Genomic DNA, 21,120 nt, shown 5'->3' on the forward strand with positions numbered 1-21,120 from the left:
GATAGATACGTGGAAACGCAAAATGGCTCGGATTCTCATCACCTCGGCGATCCCTTACATCAACGGGATCAAGCACCTCGGCAACCTGATCGGCTCGCAATTGCCTGCCGACCTGTATGCGCGCTACCAGCGTGGCCGGGGGAACGAGGTCATGTTCCTGTGTGCCACCGACGAACACGGCACCCCTGCGGAGCTGGCTGCCGCCAAGGCTGACAAACCGGTGGCCGAGTATTGTGCCGAGATGCACGGCGTGCAGTCCGACATCGCCAACCGGTTCGGGCTGAGCTTTGATCACTTTGGTCGGTCGTCCAGCGAACAGAACAAGAAACTGACCCAGCATTTTGCGGGCAAGCTGGACGATGCCGGATTGATCCGCGAGGTCAGCGAGAAACAGGTCTATTCCAACGCCGATGGCCGCTTTCTACCCGACCGTTATATCGAGGGCACCTGCCCCAACTGCGGTTACGAACGTGCGCGTGGCGACCAGTGCGAGAATTGCACCAAGCAGTTGGACCCGACCGATCTGATCGAACCCCGCAGCGCGATCAGCGGATCGACGGATCTTGAGGTGCGCGAGACCAAGCACCTGTATCTGCGCCAATCCGCAATGAAGGATCAGCTGGACGCGTGGATCGACAGCAAGACCGACTGGCCGATCCTGACCACATCGATTGCCAAGAAATGGCTGCATGACGGCGACGGCTTGCAGGACCGTGGCATTACCCGCGATCTGGATTGGGGTGTGCCGGTCAAGAAAGGCGATAAGGACTGGCCCGGCATGGAAGGCAAGGTCTTCTACGTCTGGTTTGACGCGCCCATCGAATACATTGCCTGCGCCAAGGAGTGGGCCGACGCAAACGGCAAGACCGACGCAGATTGGGAACGCTGGTGGCGCACCGACAAGGGCGCCGACGATGTGCGCTATGTCCAGTTCATGGGCAAGGATAACGTGCCGTTCCACACCCTGTCCTTCCCGGCCACCATTCTGGGCTCGGGCGAGCCGTGGAAGATGGTCGATCACCTGAAATCGTTCAACTACCTGAACTATGACGGCGGTCAGTTTTCGACCTCTCAGGGCCGTGGCGTGTTCATGGATCAGGCGCTGGACATCCTGCCCGCCGACTTCTGGCGCTGGTGGCTGCTGAGCCATGCGCCCGAAAGCAGCGACAGCGAGTTCACTTGGGAGAACTTCCAACAATCGGTGAACAAGGACCTCGCCGACGTGCTGGGCAACTTTGTCAGCCGGATCACCAAATTCTGCCGCTCGAAATTCGGTGAAACCGTGCCCGAAGGCGGTAGCTATGGCGAGCGAGAACAGGCGCTGATCGAAGAACTCACCAAACGCGTCCGCGCCTATGAAGGACATATGGAGGCGATGGAGGTCCGCAAATCCGCGCAGGAATTGCGGGCGATCTGGGTGGCTGGCAACGAATACCTGCAGGCCGCGGCCCCGTGGTCGACCTTCAAGACCGACCCGGAACAAGCTGCGGCACAGGTGCGTCTGGGCCTGAACCTGATCCGTCTCTATGCCGTTCTCAGCGCCCCGTTCATCCCCGAAACCTCGGCCAAAATGCTGAGCGCGATGAACACGATGGATACAAGCTGGCCCGAGGATGTTGCGGCCGCACTCAATGCCCTGCCCGCCGGTCATGAATTCTCGGTGCCGGATGTCCTGTTCGCGAAAATCACTGACGAGCAGCGCGAAGACTGGCAGACCCGATTTGCCGGAACACGCGACTGATCGAACGCTGAAAATGGAACAAGGAAACGGGGGCCAGCATGGCCCCCGTTTTCGTTGCCGCGGCCAAAACCTGGTGAAGCGAACTTAAGAAAATCGGCCTAAGTTCGCCTTATGGCGCGAAAAATTCTCCAGAGCAGAACTGTTAATTCGCATTCAAGAAGCTTGAGATATACGCGCAAAACCGCCATCCTGACCAAGAATTCAGTCGACTCGTCGGGGCGGTCAGTCTGCCTTGGCGCAAAATCCGCAATTTTAACGAGGCGCCTGCCATGTCCCTTGCATTGAAGAATTCTACATCCCGCCTCTTCGGGCCAGCCGTTGCGGCCTTGGTCTATATGGGCATGGCACATGCGGCCCTCGCACAGGATCAAGGCGACGCGCCACCACCCAAAGTGTCGATCGCTGCGGCCTATACGCAGGAAATCACCGATGAGGCCGTGTTCATCGGGCGGGCAGAAGCGCTGGACAAAGCCGACATCGTGGCGCGCGTCAGCGGCTTTCTGGAAAGCCAGGACGTTGAAGACGGTGCGCTGGTCCAGCAAGGCGACATCCTGTTCACCATTGAGCCGGACCTTTATGAGGCAACGCTGGAAGCCCGCAATGCCGATCTGGACCGGGCCGAAGCCAGTCTGGAACTCGCCAAGGTCGAACTGGCCCGAAAGGAAGAGCTATACCAACGCGACGCCACGCCGGAGTCCGAACGCGACATCGCCCGCGCCAACGAACTGGTTGCCGAGGCCGAGGTCAAAGCCGCAAAGGCTGCCATCCAGCAGGCACAGCTGGACCTGAGCTACACCAAGATCCACGCGCCTTTTTCGGGCCGCATCGGCCGGGTTGCAATCAGTGTCGGCGACGTGGTCGGGCCAACCAATCCTCCGCTGGTCAATATCGTCAGCGAGGCCCCGATCTATGTCAACTTTTCCCTGAACGAAAAGCAGTTTACGACGGTTCTTCAAACTGTTGGAGAAAACGCCTCATCCCTGGCTGAAAGCGAAAAAAGCCCGAATGTCCGCGTGACCCTGCCGAACGGAACGGAACTGGGTGAGACGGGCAAGATCGTCTTTGTCGACAACCGGATCGACCCTCTGACCGGCGCCATCACGATGCGGGCCGAATTCGACAACGCCAACAGGCTGATCGTCGACGGAGCCTTTCTGAACGTGCGTATCGAAGCGCTGGAACCCACGCTGGAGGTCCTGATCCCTCAGGCAGCTTTGCAACGTGACCAGAGAGGCGAATTCGTGCTGGTTGTGAATGACAAGCAGATGGTCGAACAGCGCTATATCACCACCGGTGACACAGTCGACTCGGCGATCATCGTCAAGGAAGGATTGCGCGAGGGCGAAAGCGTCATCGTAGAAGGCCTGCAAAGGGTTCGTCCGGGCGTGGCCGTGGATGCGGTCGTGGCCTCTGAGCAGCCGGGAGAGTAACAGATGTTCTCTGCCCTGTTCATCAGCCGGCCCAAGCTGGCGCTTGTTATTTCGCTTGTCCTGACAATCATGGGCGGGATCGGGTATCTGGTCTTGCCGGTCGCCCAGTTCCCGGACATCACGCCACCAGTGGTCAGTGTAACCACCACCTATACCGGCGCCAACGCCGAGACCGTGGAAAACACCGTCGCCGCCCCGATCGAGGCGCAGGTGAACGGCGTGGACGACATGATCTATATGACGTCCACCTCATCGGATAACGGTTCCTACTCGCTGAACATCACGTTCGAGGTTGGCACCGATCCCGATATCGCCTCGGTCAACGTGCAGAACCGCGTGGCGCAGGCGATGTCCTCGCTGCCGACCGAGGTGACATCCTCGGGCGTGGTCACGCAGAAGGCGTCGACCAACATGCTGTTGCTGGTCACGCTGACCTCACCAAACGGCACCTATGATAGTGTGTTTCTGTCGAACTATGCCTCGATCAACCTGAAAGACGCGCTGGCGCGGATTCAGGGCGTCGGTCGCGCGGACGTTCTGACCAATCTGGAATACGCCATGCGGATCTGGATGGACCCGGATCAGATGGCTGCCCTGTCCATCACCCCCGGCGACGTGATCAACGCCATTCGCGAGCAGAACGTCGAAGTATCAGCCGGCTCGATCGGTGCGCCCCCGGTACCCGAGGGGCAGACGTTTCAGTACACTATCAAAACCAAGGGTCGCCTGACCTCGGCCGATGAATTCGGCGAGATCGTCATTCGGACCGGTGAGGCCGGTTCAATTGTACGGGTCAAGGATATCGCTCGGGTGGAACTGGGTGCGGAGTATTATGCGGCCTCCGGTTTCTTTGACAGTGTTCCGGCTACTGTCATCGGCATCTATCAGGCCCCCGGCGCCAACGCGCTGGCGGTGTCCGAACGGGTCCAGGCCGAACTTGACCGCCTGTCGCGCAGCTTCCCCACGGATGTGGAATTTGCCGTCCCCTTCAACACCACCGACTTTGTGGAACAATCCCTGAATGACGTGGTCACGACCCTGATCATGACCTTCACCCTGGTGATAACGGTTGTATTCATCTTCCTTGGCAGTTGGCGTGCAACGATCATTCCGGCAGTTGCAATCCCGGTTTCTCTGATCGGGACGTTCGCATTCCTGCTTCTCTTCGGTATGTCGCTGAACACGATCTCATTGTTTGCGCTGGTTCTGGCCATCGGGATCGTGGTGGATGACGCCATTGTCGTGGTTGAAAACGTCGAACGGATCATTGCCGACGAGGGGCTGCCCCCTGCCGAGGCCACCCGCAAGGCCATGGGTCAGATCACCGGCCCCGTCATTGCGACCACGCTGGTTCTGCTGGCCGTGTTCGTGCCGGTTACCTTCATGCCGGGCATCTCGGGGCGTCTGTATTCGCAATTCGCGGTGACAATCTCGACCGCTGTTGTGATCTCGTCGATCAACGCTCTGACCCTGTCACCGGCCTTGTGCGGGCTGGTTCTGCGCGCCCGCTCGGGTCCGCCAAAGGGATTGTTGGCGGTGTTTGAGAATTTCATCGGCACCATCCGCGGCGGGTATGTGGCCATCGTACGCAAACTGCTGATCCTGCCGGTCATTGGCCTTGGGGTCATCGCCGCGCTGGCGATGGGCACCGGGACCATCATGTCCAACACCTCCAGCGGGTTCCTGCCACTGGAGGATAACGGCTATCTGTTTGTCGATATTCAGCTGCCCGACGCGGCGACACTCGAACGTACCGAGGTCGTCTCGGCCCGGGTCGACGAGCAGATTCAGCAAATTCCCGGCGTGGCCAGTACCGTTCTGGTCAATGGCTTCTCGATCCTGAACGGCACCACGACCAACGGCGCTGCGATCTTTGTGAACCTCGACAACTGGGATGAGCGTCAGGAAGACGACCTGAGCGCCGACGCGATCCTGCAAAAGGTCCTGGCCATCGCTTATGGCGAGTCCGCAGCCTCGATCGTGGCCTTCAACCCGCCGCCCATTCAGGGCTTGGGCATGTCTGCCGGTGTCGAGATGGAGGTCCAGCAGACCGGGGGCGGATCACCTCAGGATCTGGCGTCGGCCGTCGGATCGTTCGTCTATGCGGCGAACCAGCGGCCCGAGATCGGGCAGGCCTATACCACCTTCCGCGCAAACGTGCCGCAACTGTTCGTCGATCTGGACCGCGAAAAAGCCAAGACGCTGCAAGTGTCCGTGGCCGAGGTGTTCCAGACCATGCAGGCGCAGTTGGGATCGTACTACGTGAATGACTTCAACCTGTTCGGCCGGGTCTATCGCGTGATGATCCAGGCGGACGGCAGCTATCGCGATAACGTCGAAGATATCTCGAACCTATACGTGCGTTCGACAAAGGGGGAAATGGTTCCACTGGGCACGCTGGTCGATGTTGAAAACGTGCTGGGTCCGGTCCTGCTGAAACGCCACAACCTGTTCCGCTCGGCAACCGTCACGGCGGTTCCTGCACCGGGGCTGTCCACCGGCGATGCGATCAACGTCATGACCGAGGAATCGGCCACCGCCCTGCCCCCGGGCTATGCGTTCGAATGGACCGGGACGGCGCAGCAGCAGCTGGCCTCTGGCAGCCTCGTGATCGTCATTCTGGGGCTGGCGATCCTGTTCGGTTATCTGTTCCTTGTCGGTCAATATGAAAGCTGGACGATGCCGGTTTCGATCCTGCTATCGGTGATCGTCGCCCTGTTCGGGGCGGTGGCCGCCGTAGCCATCGTGGGCAGCGACATCAACCTCTATACGCAGATTGGGATGATCATGCTTGTGGGGCTGGCTTCGAAAAACGGCATTCTGATCGTTGAGTTTGCGATGGAGCAGCGGGCCAATGGCCTGTCGATCAAGGACGCCGCAGCAGAGGCTGCTTACCAGCGTTTCCGCGCGGTGATGATGACCGCGCTGTCCTTCCTGCTTGGTGTTGTGCCGCTGCTGGCGGCCAGCGGTGCGGGTGCGGCCAGCCAGAAAGCCATCGGCGTCGCCGTGTTCGGAGGCATGCTGGCGGCCACGCTGGTCGGCGTCATTCTGGTACCGGTTCTCTATGCTCTGATGCAAAGCCTCAGGGAGTGGATCAAGGGTACCAAAAACGATCCCGGCCCTTCCGAGGAAGCGGCATAAATCAAAGAAAAGCCCCGCCAGACCGGCGGGGCTTTTATCTTAGGCAGCAGCTTGCGCGCTGCGCTGCGACATCCAGTCTTCGATCCGGGCAATCTGACCGGCAGTCAGCCGCAGGCCCAGCTTGTTGCGGCGCCAGATCACGTCCTCGACCTTGCGCGCGTATTCCTTGTCCATCAACCATTCCAGCTCCCGCGCGGTCAGCGTGGCGCCAAAATCCTCGCCCAATTCGTCCGCGGATTTCGCATCCCCCAGAATAGCACGGGCTTCGGTACCATAGGCGCGCACAAGACGTTCAGCCCAGGCGCGGTCCAGAAAATTGAAATCAGCTTCAAGTCCGGCCACAAGATCCTGCACCCCATCGACAGGGAAATCCCCACCGGGCAAAGCAACACCCGCAGTCCAGGGGCCGGGCAAGTCGGCGAAATGCTCGGCCACTTTTTCCAGCGCACTCTCGGCCAGCCGCCTGTAGGTCGTGATCTTGCCGCCAAAGACATTCAGAACGGGCGCTCCGCCCTGTGCGTCGACCTTCAGCGTGTAGTCCCGCGTAGCAGCGGTCGCGCTGCTGGCCCCGTCATCGTACAGAGGCCGCACGCCGGAGTAGGTCCAGACGATATCCTCACGAGTTACCGGTTTCTTGAAGTATTTCGTCGCAAAGGTACACAGATAATCCTGCTCGGCCTCGGTACAGACCGGAGGTTCGGACGGGTTCGAATGATCCTGATCCGTGGTGCCGATCAGGGTGAAGTCGCGCTCATACGGGATGGCAAAAATGATGCGGCCATCCTCACCCTGAAAGAAATAGCATTTGTCGTGGTCGAACAGCCTGCGGGTCACGATATGGCTGCCGCGCACAAGCCGAACGCCTTCGCGCGAGTTCACGTGGATTTTGGTCTGGATGATGTCGCCGACCCACGGGCCGCCGGCGTTGATCAGCATTCTGGCACGAACCACACGTGTCTCGTCGCTTTCACGATCCCGGAGCGTCACTTGCCATAGATCATCCACACGTTCCGCGGAAAGAACCTCGGTGCGCACCAAGATCTTTGCCCCGCGCGCCTCGGCATCGCGGGCGTTTAGGACAACCAGCCGGGAATCCTCAATCCAGCAATCCGAGTATTCATAGGCCGTCTCGAACTTATCCTGCAGCGGCCGTCCCTCGGGTGCGGTTTTCAGGTCCAGCGCGTCGGTGCCCGGCAGGATTTTGCGCCCGCCCAGATGGTCATACATGAACAGGCCCAGACGGATCAGCCAGGCCGGACGACGCCCTTTCATCCACGGCATCACCGTGCTGAGCAGGCGCGAGGTCGGGGTTTCCGAGTCGAACCGCATATCCTCGTGATACGGCAGTACAAACCGCATCGGCCAACTGATATGCGGCATGGCCCGCAGCAAGGTTTCGCGTTCGATCAGCGCTTCACGCACAAGGCGGAATTCAAAGTACTCCAGATACCGCAACCCACCATGAAACAGCTTTGTCGACGCCGAAGACGTCGCCGAAGCCAGATCGTTCATCTCGGCCAATGTCACCGACAGCCCGCGCCCCGCCGCGTCACGCGCAATGCCGCACCCGTTGATGCCGCCGCCGATGATGAAAAGATCGGTGACCTGATCTTGTGCCTGTTTCATATCCGGATGATTCCCCTTTGGTGGAAAACGCGCGCTCATTAACATTGGGAGCACTCGTTTCGTCAATGTTTGTTTTCGTTTATGTTCGTTTTGTCACAGAATACACCAATTATTGCGTCTTCAGATGTCACGCTGTTGAATGTTCTGGCAAACAGAACAAAAACGAACACACCCAACTTGGAGCCAACCGTGTCCCTATCCTTTCGCCAGTCAGACATCCTGGATATCGCCAGACAGGACGGCCGCGTGATGGTCGAAGACCTGGCCGCGCGGTTCGAGGTCACGGTTCAGACCATCCGCCGCGATCTGTCCGAACTGGCCGACATGGGCAAACTCGACCGCGTCCACGGAGGCGCTGTTCTGCGCTCGGGCGTGTCCAATATCGGGTATGAGGACCGCCGCGCCCTGAACGCGGACACAAAGGCGCGCATCGCGCAACACTGCGCGCAGGATATACCGGACGGAGCGTCCGTGTTTCTGAACATCGGCACCTCGACCGAGGCCGTTGCCCGGCAGTTGCTGGGCCACAAGGACCTGATGGTGGTGACCAACAACATGAATGTCGCGAACATCCTGGTCGACAACCCCAATTGCCAGATCGTCGTGGCCGGAGGCGTGCTGCGCCGCTCAGATGGGGGGCTGATCGGCAACCTGACAATCTCGACCATTGAACAGTTCAAGTTTGACTATGCGATCATCGGCTGTTCCGCGCTGGACATAAACGGAGACCTGCTGGATTTTGATTTCCAGGAAGTGCGCGTCAGTCAAACCATCATCGCACAGGCACGCCGTACTTGCTTGGTGGCCGATCAATCCAAGTTCCTGCGTACCGCCCCGGCGCGGATTGCCTCGCTGTCCGAAGTGGACGTGTTCTACTCCGACCACGCCCTACCCAAGGAACTGGCCAGAAAATGTACCGAGTGGCAGACCCGGCTGAAACTCTGCGACTGACGTTAAGCAATTCGTATTAAAGGTGAATCCGGGACACTGGTCCTTGCCAGATCGGCTTTCACCTGACACACTCCGCCATACAGAAATCATCGAACGGGAGGGGAGGACCGGGCCATGATAGCGCTTTTATTTGCGTTACTTACAGCCACGATGGGCCTGAACTATTTCAATCGCACAATGGCCGCCAACGTGCTGTTCTTTTTCACGCTGGCGTTGAGTGTGTATTGGCTGAAATTTCACGCCACCAGCCAATTGACGATCCAGTTGTAGGAGAGCCCGGATGACGCCTGAACTCTCACGCACCCTGAACGCGCTTGGCATGTTGGCGGTCAGTCTGGTGCTGTTGCTGGCCTTTTTCTATCAGTTGAAACTCTACGAACTGCCTTGCCCTTTGTGCCTGTTGCAGCGGGTTGGTTTTGTCGCCGTGGGCGTGGGTCTGGGGCTGAACCTGCTATACGGGGCCCGCCCCCGGCACTATGGCATCATGCTGCTTGGCGCGTTGTTTGGCGGCAGCGTCGCCGTACGGCAGATCTTGTTGCACATCGTTCCGGGCACCGGACATTACGGCTCGCCCGTGCTGGGGCTGCACTATTACACTTGGGCGGCGATCTGCTTTTTCCTGATCCTGCTGGGCACAGCACTGATGCTGATGTTTGACCGTCAGTATGGCAGCGAGCCTCAGCCCCGCTTTGGCGGCAGCGCACTGGCGAAAACCGCGTTTTTCATCATGTTTGGTCTGGCCGCCCTGAATGCGGTCTCGACCTTGGTGGAATGCGGACCGGGCATTTGCGCGGACCCTCCCACCAGCTACAAATTGATTGACGAAGTGGGTGACAACGGCTGAGGATGGGACAACCTTCCCAAAAGGAGGCACGAGCATGGGACTACTGGGACAGCCGCTTGGCTTTTACGACTATCTGACATTCGTGGCACTGATATTGCTGCTGGCGGCGGTGATGGCGCTGTTTCTGTTCATCATGGGGCTGCCGGGGCGCATCGCGATCAAACGCAACCATCCCCATGCCGAAGCCGTCAAGATCATGGGCTGGATGGGGTTTCTGGCCGTTGTCCCTTGGGTTCACGCCTTCATGTGGGCGTTCCACGATGGCGTCACGGTCGATATTCGCCGTACGCCTGATGACGAAAAAGACGCCATTCGTAAGGAAATCAAGCGGTTGGGCGGTTCGGTAAAGGAAGAATACCGCGACCCGCTGGACCCTGACGACACCCAGAAGAGCTAAGGCCAAAGGAATTTTCAGACTATGTTCGTCGCCCTCGGCATTACGCTGTTCTACATCATTTTCGTCTGGTTCATTTTTTTCAAAGTCCAATGGCTGAAATTCAACATCACCTGGGGGATTGTCACCTTCTGGATTGGCGCGCACCTGTTGCTGGTGTTTCTGGTGGCGCTGCGGTTCTTTCAGCCCTTTTCAATCGACAGCCACGTTGTCCGCTCGACTATTCAGATCGTGCCCCGTCTGACCGAACCGACCATCCTGACCGAGGTGCTGGTCGAGCCGAACACCGAGGTCAAGAAGGGCGACCCGCTCTACCGCTTTGACGACACCGTGTTCTCGCTTGAGGTCGAGGAGGCCACCGCGCAGCTGGTCGCGGCCGAACAGAATGCCAAGATTTTGGAACAGGATGTCATTGTTGCAGGTGAAAATGTCGAACGTGCGAATGCGCAACTGGCCTATGCGCTGACACAACAGGCGCGCTATGAAAATCTGGTGCCTGCGGGTGGCGCACGTCAGGATGAGCTGGACCGCTGGAACGAACAGGTCACCGAGGATCAGGCGCAGATCAAAGAGGCCGAAGCCAATCTGGAAAAGGCCCAACTGGCGCTTGATTCACAGATTGACGGGGTGAACACGGGCATCCTGCAGGCACAGGCGCAGCTGGAGAAGGCCCAGTATTTCCTTGATAACACGACGATTTACGCGCCCGAAGACGGCATGATCGTATCGCAACAGGCCCGCCCGGGTCTGGTTGTAGGGGATATCCGTCTGGGAGCAATCGCCAGTTTTGTCACCAAGGATAACCCCTACATTCTGGCCACCTATCGCCAGCAGAACCTGAAGTTTGTCGAAGTCGGACAGCCAGTTGAGGTCGCGCTTGATCTCTATCCCGGTGAAATTCTTAACGGCAAGGTCGAGGCGATCTGGTGGGCGACACGTCAGGGCCAGTACCTGCCCTCGGGCCGCCTGCCCGGGTTCGAGCTGCCAAAACTGCCCGGGCGTATCGCTGTGCAAATCTCGGTCGACATTCCCGACGGTCACACCTTCCCTGCCGGTGGCCACGCGGCGGTGGCGATCTACACCGGTCAGGGCAAAAGTTTCGAGTTCCTGCGGCGCATCAATATCCGCCTTTACTCCTTCGCCAACTTCATCCGACCACTGGATATCTGAGGACGCATGACATGACCCGGTCCAAGCTTCATCGCAGACTGATCGGCACCGCCCTATGCGCGGCCCTGCTGGTCGGCTGTACGCCAGTCGGTCCCGATTTCGTGCGCCCGAACTCTCCGGTCGTGAAGGAATGGATCGAGGTCAACAGCCCCAGCGCCGGACCCAGCGGTCTGACCTCGCGCAGCGCGCCGGTGGTGAAATGGTGGGAGACGTTCAATGACCCCACCCTGAACAAGCTGATCGCCGAAGCCTATGCCCAGAACCTTGATCTGCAGGTTGCCGGTGCCCGCGTTCTGCAAGCCCGCGCGCAGTTGGGCATCGCGTTCGGAGAGCTTTACCCGCAATCGCAGGCCATCGGCGGGTCGATCGAGCGGCGGCAGATCAGCGATAATCTTCGGCCAGTTTCCGATATCCAACGGATCATCCCTCTGGATACCGAGTTTTCGACCTCGCAGGTCGGGTTCGATGCGCAATGGGAGTTGGATGTTTGGGGTCAGCAGCGCCGCGGCGTTCAGGCGGCGCGGTCCAATCTGGCGCTTCAGGTGGCTAATTACGACGACGCACTTGTAACACTGACCGGGGATGTTGCGGCGCTGTATGTGAATATCCGCGCGCTGCAGGAGTCTTTGAGAGTCGCGCGCGAGAACATTCAGCTGCAACAGGCTTCTGCGGACCTAACAGAATTGCGTTTCAACAACGGCGTGACGACCGAATTGGACGTGCAGGAATCCACTGCCCTGTTGAACAACACCAAAGCTCTGGTGCCCGAGATCGAAAGCGACATTCAGCAAGCCAAGAATGCGCTGGCCGTGTTGTTGGGCACCACCCCATCGCGGATGACCAGTCTGCTGGGCAATTCCGGTCGCATCCCCTCGGCCCGTTCCAACGTGGCCGTTGGTGTTCCGGCAGAACTACTGCGCCGTCGTCCGGATGTCCGCGCGGCTGAACTGGCGGCAGCAACACAGTCGGCGCAGGTGGGGATCGCAATGGCCGATCTCTATCCGCAGTTCATTCTGTCGGGGTCCATCGGCTTGCAAGCCTCAGGCGGGCGGGATCTGTTTTCTTCGGCCAGCACAACCAGTCTGGCCAATGCCGGAGTGGTCTGGAATGTGCTGAACTATGGCCGGATCAAGAACAACGTTCGCGCTCAGGACGCGGCCTATCAGGCGCTGATCGCCAACTACCAGAACACCGTTCTTACCGCCTATTCCGAGGTTGAAAGCGCGATGGTTGCCTATACCCAGTCCCGCAAACAGGTTGGGTTTTATGAGAACAGCGTCGCTGCGTCCCGCAAGGCGGCCGAGATTGCAGTTGACCAATACCGCGACGGCATTGCCGACTATTCCCGTATTCTGAACACGCAGACCGCGTTGCTGCGGTCACAGGCCAACCTGATCGAGGCGCGGCAGCAGGTGTCCAGCAATCTGGTGGCGGTCTACAAAGGTCTGGGCGGCGGATGGCAGATCCGTCAGAATCAGGAATTCCTGCCCGAAACCGTGCTGGCCGAAATGGCCTATCGCACCGATTGGGGCGATCTGCTGCAGGAAACACCGACGCGGGCGAGCCTGAACTAAGCTACTTTGTCAGGCCGCGCAGCCCACCGGATATCAGGATGTTCACTTCATACAGGATGCGCGGCGCAGCCAGACCGCCGGGGCTGGCCAGATAGTTCGGGCTCCATTCCGGATCGAATTTCTGTTTGAACGACCGCAGCCCCTCGAAGTGGTAGAACTGTTCACCATGCTCATAAACGAACCCGCCGACGCGGTTCCAGAATGAGGCCAACTGCCGGTTCTCGATCCCTGAAAACGGCGCGGCCCCCAGCGAGAACCAGTGGAACCCCTGCTCGGCGCCCCAGGACATCATCTCGGCAAACAAAGCGTCCATGATGAAATTCGAGCCGTCCGGCTCGTACCGCATCAGGTCTAGAGACAATTCGGATTTGTTTCCGCCCTGGAACAGGTTGGCGAAGGCGACGATCTCGCCCGTATCGCCTGCCCGCAATACCGCGTGATCAAAGTACGACAGGTATTTTTCATCAAAACCGCCAAGGGCAAAGCCCTTCTCTTCGCCCGCCTTTTGCGCCAGCCAGTCATCGGATATTTTGCGCAGTTCGGGCAAGACCGGGGCCAGTTTCTCTTTGGGGATGATCTCAAACACATAGCCTTCACGCTCGGCCCGGTTCTTGGCCTGCCGAAACCGCTTGCGGGACTTGCCATCCAGCGAGAAGTCTTTCAGCGGCACCCGAGCGACCTCACCGATTTTCAGGATCGACAGGCCGAGGTCCAGAAAGGTCGGCAGATACTTGGTGGATACGCTGTAAAACGCGCACAGCTTACCCTCGCGATCCGCCATTTCGCGTAGTTGCCAGATCAGTTGCCGACCGGCCTGTTCATCGCCAACCGGCTCGCCCTTGGTGATCAGCGCGTTGCCGGTATCGGCATAGGCCAGAAACGCGCTTTCATCCGGTGCGATCAGGAACTGCTTGTCCCCGGTCAGTGAAATCTGCGCCTCGGTATCTTCGCTTTCCAGCGCCAGACGTTCCACGGCCGCAGGGATTTCAGTGCGCTGCAACTGGGGAATCTCCCGCCCGAACAACGAATTCACGGCCACAACACCAAGGATGACCGCCACCACCAGGCTGGACCGCAAAAAACGCGAGGCGTCGCCGTTCCACGCGAACTCCCACCACAGCGCATTCTGGTATTCGACATGGGAATAGGCGAACAGCCCAATCCAGAAGATGACCGCCAGCAAGGCGAAGACACTGACCAGCCACGGGATGTTCAGGCGAAAGATCGAGGCGCCGCTGACGCGGTAGAACGCCCCGCGGAACGTGGCCAGAACGGCGATCGAGGCCAACATGCCGATGGCCTCATGCGTGTCCAGCCCCTTGGTCAGCGACGCGATAAATCCGGCCACCATGAGCAACATCGCCACGATCCACGCGCGATAGAGTTTTCGAAACAGCCCGCGCGACACAAGAATCAGCAGCACGCCAACCGCGCTGCCCGCCAAATGCGAGGCCTCGACAAACGACAACGGCAGGAAGTCCCGCAACACGCCGAGGTTCTGGCTGCTGGACGGCAACGCACCTGAGACCAGCAGGATGATCCCTGCAACCGCGGTCACGCCCGCTGCCACCATCGGCACAACCGGACGGATCGCGCGATAGACCCAAGTGGCCGCGCCGCTGATATGGTGGCGGTGCGTCAACGCCGAGGCGACCGCAATCGACAGGCTGGCGATAACGAAGGGCAAGAAGGTGTAGACCAACCGATACAACAGCAGGGCAGCGATCACGTCAGACCGGCCCGACGCGCCCAACCCGGCGATCAGCGTCGCCTCGAACGCTCCGATCCCACCCGGTGCGTGGCTGACAATGCCAACGGCAATCGCCCCGATAAAGATCGTGAAGAAATAGGGGTAACCGACCCCAAGGTCATCGGGCATCAGTGTATACAGCACCATCGAGGCGCCACACAGGTCTCCGATCGCGGCCAGGGTCAGCAAACCAGCCAGCTTGCCACCGGGCAAATTGAACCCGATCCCGCCATAGGCCAGCCTGCGCCCCCCTTTTGCAAGCCAGAGGAACAGAAACACAAGCGCCGCCAACAAGCACAGACCGATCACGGTTTCGGCGGTGTCACTGATGGGCAGAACGTTGGAAATCCCGTCGGGATGCAGGGTCAGCAGTATGCCCAGCAACAGAACCAGCCCTGACCAGAACGCGATCCACGAGGTCGCGATGACGCCCGCGACCCGGCTCAGGTCCAGCCCAAGCGAGGCGTAGATGCGATACCGGATCGCCGTGCCGGTGATGTAAGAAAACCCAAGGCAATTGGACACGGCATAACCGCTGGCCCCGGCCATGCCTGCGACAGGCAAAGGCACCTCTCCATCCGCCACGCTTTGCACGGCGAGCACGTCGTACATGGACAGCGACAAAAAGCTGAAGCAAGTCCAGCAGAAGGCAACGAACAGCAACGTCCACGAGGTACTCGCCACGTCCGTCTGCACATCCCCCCATTTCACGTGATGGGACAGTTCGTGCAGCACCGCCAGCGCGATCAAAGTGACCAGGATCGGCACCGCAATCCTGACCAAGGGCTTTTCGAGAAAACCGGTGACCCGCCCGGCCCAGCGTACGGCCCAGAGTTCTTCGCCTGTCTCCTGCGTGGTCATGTTTTTTCCCTGCTCTGAGGTGCTGCAATGATCCCGCGCGCGCACGGGTCGCGCGAGGGAACTCTTGCACATTTTCCTTGAACCTCAAAGCGCTATGGGCGGATCAGACGCGGCCCTTGCGCGTGGACAACAACAGATTGGTCTCGGACTTGGTGATCCCCTCCATCCGCCGGATCTGGAACAGGACCTCGTCCAGTTCGGCCAGGGTCTCGGTCCCGATTTCGGCGATCAGGTCCCAGCTGCCATTGGTTGTATGCACGGCGCGCACCTGACGCAGGGCGGCGATGCGGGCCATCGTGCGTTCGGTGCCACGTCCTTCGATCTCAAGCATCATCAACCCGCGGACCGGGCTTTCGGCCACGTCCAGCCGGGTCAGGACGGTAAAGCCCACGATCTCGCCCGATTGCTTCAGACGCTGCAGCCGACTCCGCACCGTCGTGCGGGTGACCCCCAGCGTTTCGGCCAGCTCGGACAGTGAGGCCCGCGCGTCCCGGTGCAAGGCATTCAACAGTCTGCTGTCCAAATCGTCCATGATGATTTCTCACTTTGCGTATCTGAGTTTCATTTTGAACAATTTGCCCTCTTCTCGCAACCCGACCCGCAGCCCTAAACAGACATATGGACAACAAACACGTAATATTGGCCGGCGTTCCGATGGACGCAGGCAAGCGGCGTCAGGGCTGCCGAATGGGGCCGGACGCCTATCGCGTGGCGGGTCTGGATCAGGCCTTGACCGATCTGGGGCATCGGGTCACCGATCTTGGCGACATCAACCCAGACGAAACGGACACCCCTGAACACACACATCTGTTCGCCCTGCCCGAGGTGGTCGGCTGGACCAGCGCCCTGAGCCGCACGGCACAGGACACAGCGCCGCAAGGTTTGCCGATCTTCATGGGCGGCGATCATGCCCTTTCTATGGGCACTGTCGCGGGAATGGCCGCTCATGCTGAGCAGATCGGGCGCCCTCTGTTCGTGCTCTGGCTGGATGCCCATAGCGATTTCCACACCCCGGACAGCACCGGCAGCGGCAACCTGCATGGCACACCTGTCGCCTATTTCACCGGTCAGCCAGGATTCGACGCCTTTCCGCCCGTGCCCGCCCCAGTACCAACCGACCGCGTTGGCATGATCGGCTTGCGCTCGGTCGATCCGGCGGAACGCGCGCGGCTGGAACAGGACGATGCCATGCTGGCCGACATGCGCAGCATCGACGAACACGGGATCAAAGCGCCGCTGATGGCGTTTCTGGATCGGGTTCGGGCGGCCGATGGCATTCTGCATGTCTCACTGGACGTCGATTTCCTCGATCCATCCATCGCCCCTGCTGTCGGCACCACTGTTCCCGGTGGCGCAACCGAGCGCGAGGCGCATCTGGTGATGGAACTGCTGCACGAAAGCGGTTTGGTCTGTTCGCTGGATCTCGTCGAGTTGAACCCGTTCCTCGACGAGCGCGGGCGCACCGCAAAACTCATGGTCGATCTGGCCGCTTCATTGCTGGGCCGCCGCATCTTCGACCGCCCAACCCGGAGTTTCTGATGCACTCTCTGCAAGCCCCCTCGGCCGTTGTGATGATCCGGCCTCATGCGTTTTCCTCGAATCCCGAGACGCATGGTGACAATGCGTTTCAGACACTCGCCACTCCCACGGCGGCGCCGTCGGTCGCGGCGCGCGCGGAACATGACACAGCGGTCGCTCAGCTGCGCGATGTCGGGGTAAGGGTTCACGTCTTTGACGATCACGGTGAGCTGGACACCCCCGACAGTGTATTCCCGAACAACTGGTTCTCGACCCATCCCGGCGGGCATATCGCGATTTATCCAATGTATGTCCCATCGCGCAGACGCGAGCGCCGGGCGGATGTCATCGAACTGTTGAAACAGGAATACCGCGTTCAGGACGTGATCGACTATTCCGGTCTGGAACAGGACAAGCTGGCGCTGGAAGGCACCGGCGCGATGGTCCTGGATCACATCGGCCGCGTGGCCTATACGGTCAAATCCAACCGCGCCGATCCCGTGCTGCTAGAGCGGTTCTGCACCCACTTCAACTATGAGCCCATCGTGTTCGAGGCAAAGGATGCAGAGGGGCGCGATGTCTATCACACCAATGTTCTGATGGGCATCGGCACCAATTACGCGCTGATCTGTCTGGACATGATTATCGACCCGGAGCGGCGCGCGACGGTCAAGGCGCGGCTTGAGGAAAGCGGGCGTACGGTCCTTGATCTGAGCCATGAGCAGATCGCCGAGTTCGCCGGCAACGCCATCGAACTCAGCGGTCGTGACGGTCTAGTACTAGCCCTGTCCAGCCGGGCGCTCGCCGCGCTTACCCCTGAACAAATCGCCACAATCGAGGCCAGCGCAACGCCGCTGCCGCTCTCGGTTCCGACAATTGAAACTGCCGGTGGATCCGTGCGCTGCATGATTGCAGGCATCCACCTGTCCCGCCGATAGGAGACCCCGATGCAACCTTCCGACAAGGCGCTTGTGCCCTTCGTGTCCGTCGACAGCATGATGCGTCTGGTGCACCATGTCGGGGTCGAACGGATGATCACCCAGATCGCAGCCCAGATCGAATCCGATTTCAAACGCTGGGAAAGCTTTGATAAGACCCCGCGCATTCCTGCACACTCACCGCACGGCGTGATCGAACTGATGCCGACCTCAGACGGAGAGGCTTACGGATTCAAATACGTTAACGGCCACCCCAAGAACACGTCTGAGGGGCTGCAGACGGTGACCGCCTTTGGCCTGCTGGCGGATGTCTATACCGGTTACCCAACCCTGCTGACCGAAATGACAATGCTGACTGCGCTGCGAACAGCAGCAACCTCGGCGCTGGTCGGCAGTTACCTGGCACCGAAGTCCTCAACGGTCATGGCCATGATCGGCAATGGCGCACAGTCTGAATTCCAATGTCTGGCGTTCAAGGCAATGTGCGGGATCACCACCGTGCGCCTCTATGACACCGACAGCAACGCCACCAGGAAATGTGCCGCCAACCTGCAAGGAACTGGCCTGACCGTCGTGCCCTGCTCGACCCCCGAAGAGGCTATCGAGGGCGCGCATATCATCACCACCTGCACGGCCGACAAGAAATACGCCACGATCCTGACCGACAATATGGTTGGCCCCGGCGTGCACATCAACGCCATCGGCGGCGACTGCCCAGGCAAGACGGAACTGCACCGCGATATCCTTCTGCGCTCGGACATCTTTGTCGAATACCCCGAGCAAACACGGATCGAAGGTGAGATTCAGGCGCTGGATGACGATCACCCGGTGACCGAGATGTGGCAGGTCATGACCGGACAGGCCGAGGGTCGCCGCGATGATCGGCAGATCACCTTGTTCGACAGCGTGGGCTTTGCGATCGAGGACTTCTCGGCTCTGCGTTACATAAAGACTGCCATCGAAGGCACTGACTTCTTTGAACCTTTGGACATGTTGGCAGATCCGGATGACCCGCGCGATCTGTATGGGATGCTGATGCGGGCAAGCTAAAGAACCCGCAAATAGCAGTACCTCGCCCCCGGTTAACCCCGGGGGCTTTTTCTATCCGGCCAGGGACGGCAGGTAGAGAACGATGCCTGGGAACGCCACAAGCAGCGCAATGGTGACGCCGTCCGCGATGAAGAACGGAGTCACGCCCTTGAACACATCTTGAACGCTCAGGTCCGGGCGCACGCCAGCGACCACAAAGCAGTTCAGGCCGATGGGCGGCGTGATCAGACAGAACTCGGCCATTTTGACCACCAATATCCCAAACCAGATCGCGCACATCGGGCCGGACATGCCGAACGTGCTCTCTGCCGCGCTGACTGCCTCCCCTCCGTTCAGAGCCATCACCGCCGGGTAGACAACAGGCAAGGTCAGCAACAGCATTCCGATGGCGTCCATGAACATGCCGAGCACCGCATAAGCCAGAAGGATGCAGATCAGGATCAGCATCGGCGACATTTCCAGCGAGGTGATCCAGTCCGAAAACGCCCCCGGCAGGTCTGCGAACCCCAGAAATCGGACATAGATCAGCACGCCCCAAATGATCGTGAAGATCATGGCCGTCAGCTTGGCGGTTTCTAGCAGCGCGGATTTCAATTCGGTCCACCGCATTCCGTGAAACAGGGCAAAGCAGAACACGATGAAGGCTCCGATGGCGCCGCCTTCCGTCGGCGTGCCCCAAGCCTTTTCACCGAACGGGTTATAGACAAAGCAGATGATGATCAGGATCACGGCGACAATCGGGAAGGCTCCGGGCAGCGACGCAAAGCGCTGTTTCCAGGTAAAGCCCGTGACCGGAGGGCCGACGGATTTAAAGAACACCGCGATGCCGACGATCAGCAAACCATAGATCACCGCCGAGAATGCGCCCGGAATGAAACCGGCCAACAGCAACTTGCCCACGTCCTGTTCAACGATGATGGCATAGATCACAAGGATGGCCGATGGCGGGATCAGCGAAGCCAGCGTGCCTCCGGCGGCGACCACCCCGGCAGCGAATTGCTTGTTGTAGCCGACGCTCAGCATCTCGGGGATGGCGATGCGGGCGAAAACGGCAGAGGTGGCGACCGACGCGCCCGACACCGCAGCAAACCCGGCGGTTGCAAACACGGTCGAGACCGCCAGCCCCCCCGGCACCCAGGCCACCCAGCGTTTGGCGGCTTCGAACAGCGCGCGGGTAAGGCCCGCATAATAGGCAAGATAGCCGATCAGGATAAAAGTCGGGATCAGGCTGAGCGTATGGGCGGCCACTTTGGAATGCGGCACCTGCCCCGCCGTTTTGACCGCGACCGTCAACGCCTTGCCAAAGCGGTCCTGGTCGTATCCGAACTTGGCCCAGAATATCCAGACCAGCCCCACCAACCCCGCAAAGCCCGCCGCGAAAGCCACGCGCATTCCCGTGACAACCAAAAGCAGCAGGCCACCCGTGACCCACAGGCCGATGTCTATCGTGTCCATGCGCTAGTCCTGCCCTTCGAATTGCTCGGCCTCGGCTGCGGCCTGAGCCGCGGCGTCCTGAATCAGAGGTACCGCCACCGGGCGTTCCAGCCCCAACACGAAAGCGCGGCCATAGCCCCAGATCTGCAGCACCAGCCGTACGCACAGCACCGAAAACGCCACCGGCGCCAGCAGCTTGGCGGGCCAGAGTGGAATGCCGATGTCAATCGAACTGTCGCGGCTCCATAGCGGTGCACCAAAATCGAAGGAGCGGTCGAAATGGGACCAACTGCCCCAGACCAGCGCCAGCATCAGCACAAGGATCAGGACGACCGAGATCAGTTCGAACAACCAAAGCGCCCGTCCGTGCAGGCGTGAGATGACGATGTCCATGCGAATATGACCACCACTGCGCTGCACGTAGGAAATGCCCAGAAAGGCGATCAAAGGCATGGCCTGTTCGATCCAGTCCACATAACCCGGCAGCGGCGCATTGATTGCGTTGCGCCCGCTGACCGAGACCACGGCCAGCACCATCAGCCCGAAAACTGCCAGACCGCTGATCAGCGCCAGAAACTGCTCTAACTTCAATAGATGGCGGTCCAGCCGACTGAGACGGCTGCCGTCCTCAAGCACCGTGGCCTGTCCTGCCATTCCGGTGATCCCCTGTGTATTGATTGGTATCCGGGTGCCCGGTC

Annotated in this window: 17 protein-coding genes; 12 read left to right on the forward strand and 5 right to left on the reverse strand. The window is 59.8% G+C overall.

Annotated features, from left to right (window positions below):
• The first annotated feature begins 22 nt into the window (after positions 1-22).
• The 3 genes from metG (at position 23) to ACR0DO_RS01360 (ending at position 6,312) form a co-directional block, all read left to right on the forward strand.
• Entirely contained in the window at positions 23-1,741 is a 1,719-nt protein-coding gene (gene metG, locus ACR0DO_RS01350) for a methionine--tRNA ligase (protein ID WP_480556266.1), read from the forward strand.
• Between the two features lie 269 nt (positions 1,742-2,010).
• Positions 2,011-3,171, forward strand: coding sequence for an efflux RND transporter periplasmic adaptor subunit (locus ACR0DO_RS01355; RefSeq protein WP_170442103.1), 1,161 nt, complete (start codon positions 2,011-2,013; stop codon positions 3,169-3,171).
• Between the two features lie 3 nt (positions 3,172-3,174).
• Positions 3,175-6,312 carry an efflux RND transporter permease subunit gene (locus tag ACR0DO_RS01360; protein ID WP_170442100.1) on the forward strand — a complete coding sequence of 1,046 codons (3,138 nt, stop codon included), beginning with the start codon at positions 3,175-3,177 and terminating at the stop codon, positions 6,310-6,312.
• A gap of 39 nt (positions 6,313-6,351) precedes the next feature.
• Here ACR0DO_RS01360 and glpD read toward each other — a convergent pair whose 3' ends face one another.
• The gene (glpD, locus tag ACR0DO_RS01365) at positions 6,352-7,938 is read right to left on the reverse strand and encodes a glycerol-3-phosphate dehydrogenase (protein ID WP_480556267.1); all 1,587 of its coding nucleotides are present in this window, start codon (positions 7,936-7,938) and stop codon (positions 6,352-6,354) included.
• 189 nt (positions 7,939-8,127) lie between these two features.
• On the opposite strand from glpD, the gene ACR0DO_RS01370 reads away from it, so the two are divergent.
• From ACR0DO_RS01370 to ACR0DO_RS01395, 6 genes are all read left to right on the forward strand, one after another.
• A complete protein-coding gene (locus ACR0DO_RS01370; RefSeq protein ID WP_480556268.1) occupies positions 8,128-8,889 on the forward strand; it encodes a DeoR/GlpR family DNA-binding transcription regulator in 762 nt (253 codons plus the stop codon).
• 114 nt (positions 8,890-9,003) lie between these two features.
• Entirely contained in the window at positions 9,004-9,159 is a 156-nt protein-coding gene (locus ACR0DO_RS01375; protein ID WP_480556269.1) for a DUF5993 family protein, read from the forward strand.
• A 10-nt stretch (positions 9,160-9,169) separates the two neighbouring features.
• A complete protein-coding gene (locus ACR0DO_RS01380; protein WP_480556270.1) occupies positions 9,170-9,733 on the forward strand; it encodes a disulfide bond formation protein B in 564 nt (187 codons plus the stop codon).
• A gap of 34 nt (positions 9,734-9,767) precedes the next feature.
• Positions 9,768-10,130, forward strand: a complete 363-nt coding sequence (locus tag ACR0DO_RS01385) for a DUF3302 domain-containing protein (protein WP_170324649.1) — start codon at positions 9,768-9,770, stop codon at positions 10,128-10,130.
• Positions 10,131-10,151: 21 nt separating this feature from the next.
• Entirely contained in the window at positions 10,152-11,297 is a 1,146-nt protein-coding gene (locus ACR0DO_RS01390; protein ID WP_421599683.1) for an HlyD family secretion protein, read from the forward strand.
• Positions 11,298-11,308: 11 nt separating this feature from the next.
• A complete protein-coding gene (locus ACR0DO_RS01395; RefSeq protein ID WP_480556271.1) occupies positions 11,309-12,871 on the forward strand; it encodes an efflux transporter outer membrane subunit in 1,563 nt (520 codons plus the stop codon).
• Between the two features lies 1 nt (position 12,872).
• Here the strand turns inward: ACR0DO_RS01395 and mprF are convergent, their stop codons facing one another.
• A complete protein-coding gene (gene mprF / locus ACR0DO_RS01400; protein WP_480556272.1) occupies positions 12,873-15,482 on the reverse strand; it encodes a bifunctional lysylphosphatidylglycerol flippase/synthetase MprF in 2,610 nt (869 codons plus the stop codon).
• A 103-nt stretch (positions 15,483-15,585) separates the two neighbouring features.
• Positions 15,586-16,014, reverse strand: a complete 429-nt coding sequence (locus ACR0DO_RS01405) for an Lrp/AsnC family transcriptional regulator (protein WP_170671123.1) — start codon at positions 16,012-16,014, stop codon at positions 15,586-15,588.
• 86 nt (positions 16,015-16,100) lie between these two features.
• Between ACR0DO_RS01405 and rocF the strand changes: the two genes are divergently transcribed.
• Genes rocF through ACR0DO_RS01420 form a run of 3 tightly spaced genes read left to right on the forward strand, consistent with a single transcriptional unit; the run spans position 16,101 to position 18,988 of the window.
• On the forward strand, positions 16,101-17,021 hold the full coding sequence (gene rocF / locus ACR0DO_RS01410) for an arginase (RefSeq protein WP_480556273.1): 921 nt from the start codon (positions 16,101-16,103) through the stop codon (positions 17,019-17,021).
• Positions 17,021-17,938 (forward strand): citrulline utilization hydrolase CtlX, encoded by a 918-nt coding sequence (ctlX, locus tag ACR0DO_RS01415; RefSeq protein ID WP_480556274.1) that lies wholly within the window; start codon positions 17,021-17,023, stop codon positions 17,936-17,938. Before rocF ends, ctlX begins: the two co-directional genes overlap by 1 nt.
• A 9-nt stretch (positions 17,939-17,947) precedes the next feature.
• Positions 17,948-18,988 (forward strand): ornithine cyclodeaminase, encoded by a 1,041-nt coding sequence (locus ACR0DO_RS01420; RefSeq protein WP_480556275.1) that lies wholly within the window; start codon positions 17,948-17,950, stop codon positions 18,986-18,988.
• Between the two features lie 51 nt (positions 18,989-19,039).
• Here the strand turns inward: ACR0DO_RS01420 and ACR0DO_RS01425 are convergent, their stop codons facing one another.
• Both ACR0DO_RS01425 and ACR0DO_RS01430 read right to left on the reverse strand, forming a co-directional pair.
• Positions 19,040-20,443 (reverse strand): TRAP transporter large permease, encoded by a 1,404-nt coding sequence (locus ACR0DO_RS01425; RefSeq protein WP_480556276.1) that lies wholly within the window; start codon positions 20,441-20,443, stop codon positions 19,040-19,042.
• Between the two features lie 3 nt (positions 20,444-20,446).
• Positions 20,447-21,076 carry a TRAP transporter small permease subunit gene (locus tag ACR0DO_RS01430; protein WP_480556277.1) on the reverse strand — a complete coding sequence of 210 codons (630 nt, stop codon included), beginning with the start codon at positions 21,074-21,076 and terminating at the stop codon, positions 20,447-20,449.
• Between the last annotated feature and the right edge of the window lie 44 nt (positions 21,077-21,120).

The organism is Ruegeria sp. AM9, from assembly GCF_056540565.1.

Excerpts from the sequence above, each read along its gene's own strand:
- metG (WP_480556266.1), top strand. The coding sequence starts at position 23 with ATGGCTCGGATTCTCATCACCTCGGCGATCCCTTACATCAACGGGATC.
- ACR0DO_RS01355 (WP_170442103.1), top strand. The coding sequence starts at position 2,011 with ATGTCCCTTGCATTGAAGAATTCTACATCCCGCCTCTTCGGGCCAGCC.
- ACR0DO_RS01360 (WP_170442100.1), top strand. The coding sequence starts at position 3,175 with ATGTTCTCTGCCCTGTTCATCAGCCGGCCCAAGCTGGCGCTTGTTATT.
- glpD (WP_480556267.1), bottom strand. The coding sequence starts at position 7,938 with ATGAAACAGGCACAAGATCAGGTCACCGATCTTTTCATCATCGGCGGC.
- ACR0DO_RS01375 (WP_480556269.1), top strand. The coding sequence starts at position 9,004 with ATGATAGCGCTTTTATTTGCGTTACTTACAGCCACGATGGGCCTGAAC.
- ACR0DO_RS01380 (WP_480556270.1), top strand. The coding sequence starts at position 9,170 with ATGACGCCTGAACTCTCACGCACCCTGAACGCGCTTGGCATGTTGGCG.
- ACR0DO_RS01385 (WP_170324649.1), top strand. The coding sequence starts at position 9,768 with ATGGGACTACTGGGACAGCCGCTTGGCTTTTACGACTATCTGACATTC.
- ACR0DO_RS01390 (WP_421599683.1), top strand. The coding sequence starts at position 10,152 with ATGTTCGTCGCCCTCGGCATTACGCTGTTCTACATCATTTTCGTCTGG.
- ACR0DO_RS01395 (WP_480556271.1), top strand. The coding sequence starts at position 11,309 with ATGACCCGGTCCAAGCTTCATCGCAGACTGATCGGCACCGCCCTATGC.
- mprF (WP_480556272.1), bottom strand. The coding sequence starts at position 15,482 with ATGACCACGCAGGAGACAGGCGAAGAACTCTGGGCCGTACGCTGGGCC.
- ACR0DO_RS01405 (WP_170671123.1), bottom strand. The coding sequence starts at position 16,014 with ATGGACGATTTGGACAGCAGACTGTTGAATGCCTTGCACCGGGACGCG.
- rocF (WP_480556273.1), top strand. The coding sequence starts at position 16,101 with ATGGACAACAAACACGTAATATTGGCCGGCGTTCCGATGGACGCAGGC.
- ctlX (WP_480556274.1), top strand. The coding sequence starts at position 17,021 with ATGCACTCTCTGCAAGCCCCCTCGGCCGTTGTGATGATCCGGCCTCAT.
- ACR0DO_RS01420 (WP_480556275.1), top strand. The coding sequence starts at position 17,948 with ATGCAACCTTCCGACAAGGCGCTTGTGCCCTTCGTGTCCGTCGACAGC.
- ACR0DO_RS01425 (WP_480556276.1), bottom strand. The coding sequence starts at position 20,443 with ATGGACACGATAGACATCGGCCTGTGGGTCACGGGTGGCCTGCTGCTT.
- ACR0DO_RS01430 (WP_480556277.1), bottom strand. The coding sequence starts at position 21,076 with ATGGCAGGACAGGCCACGGTGCTTGAGGACGGCAGCCGTCTCAGTCGG.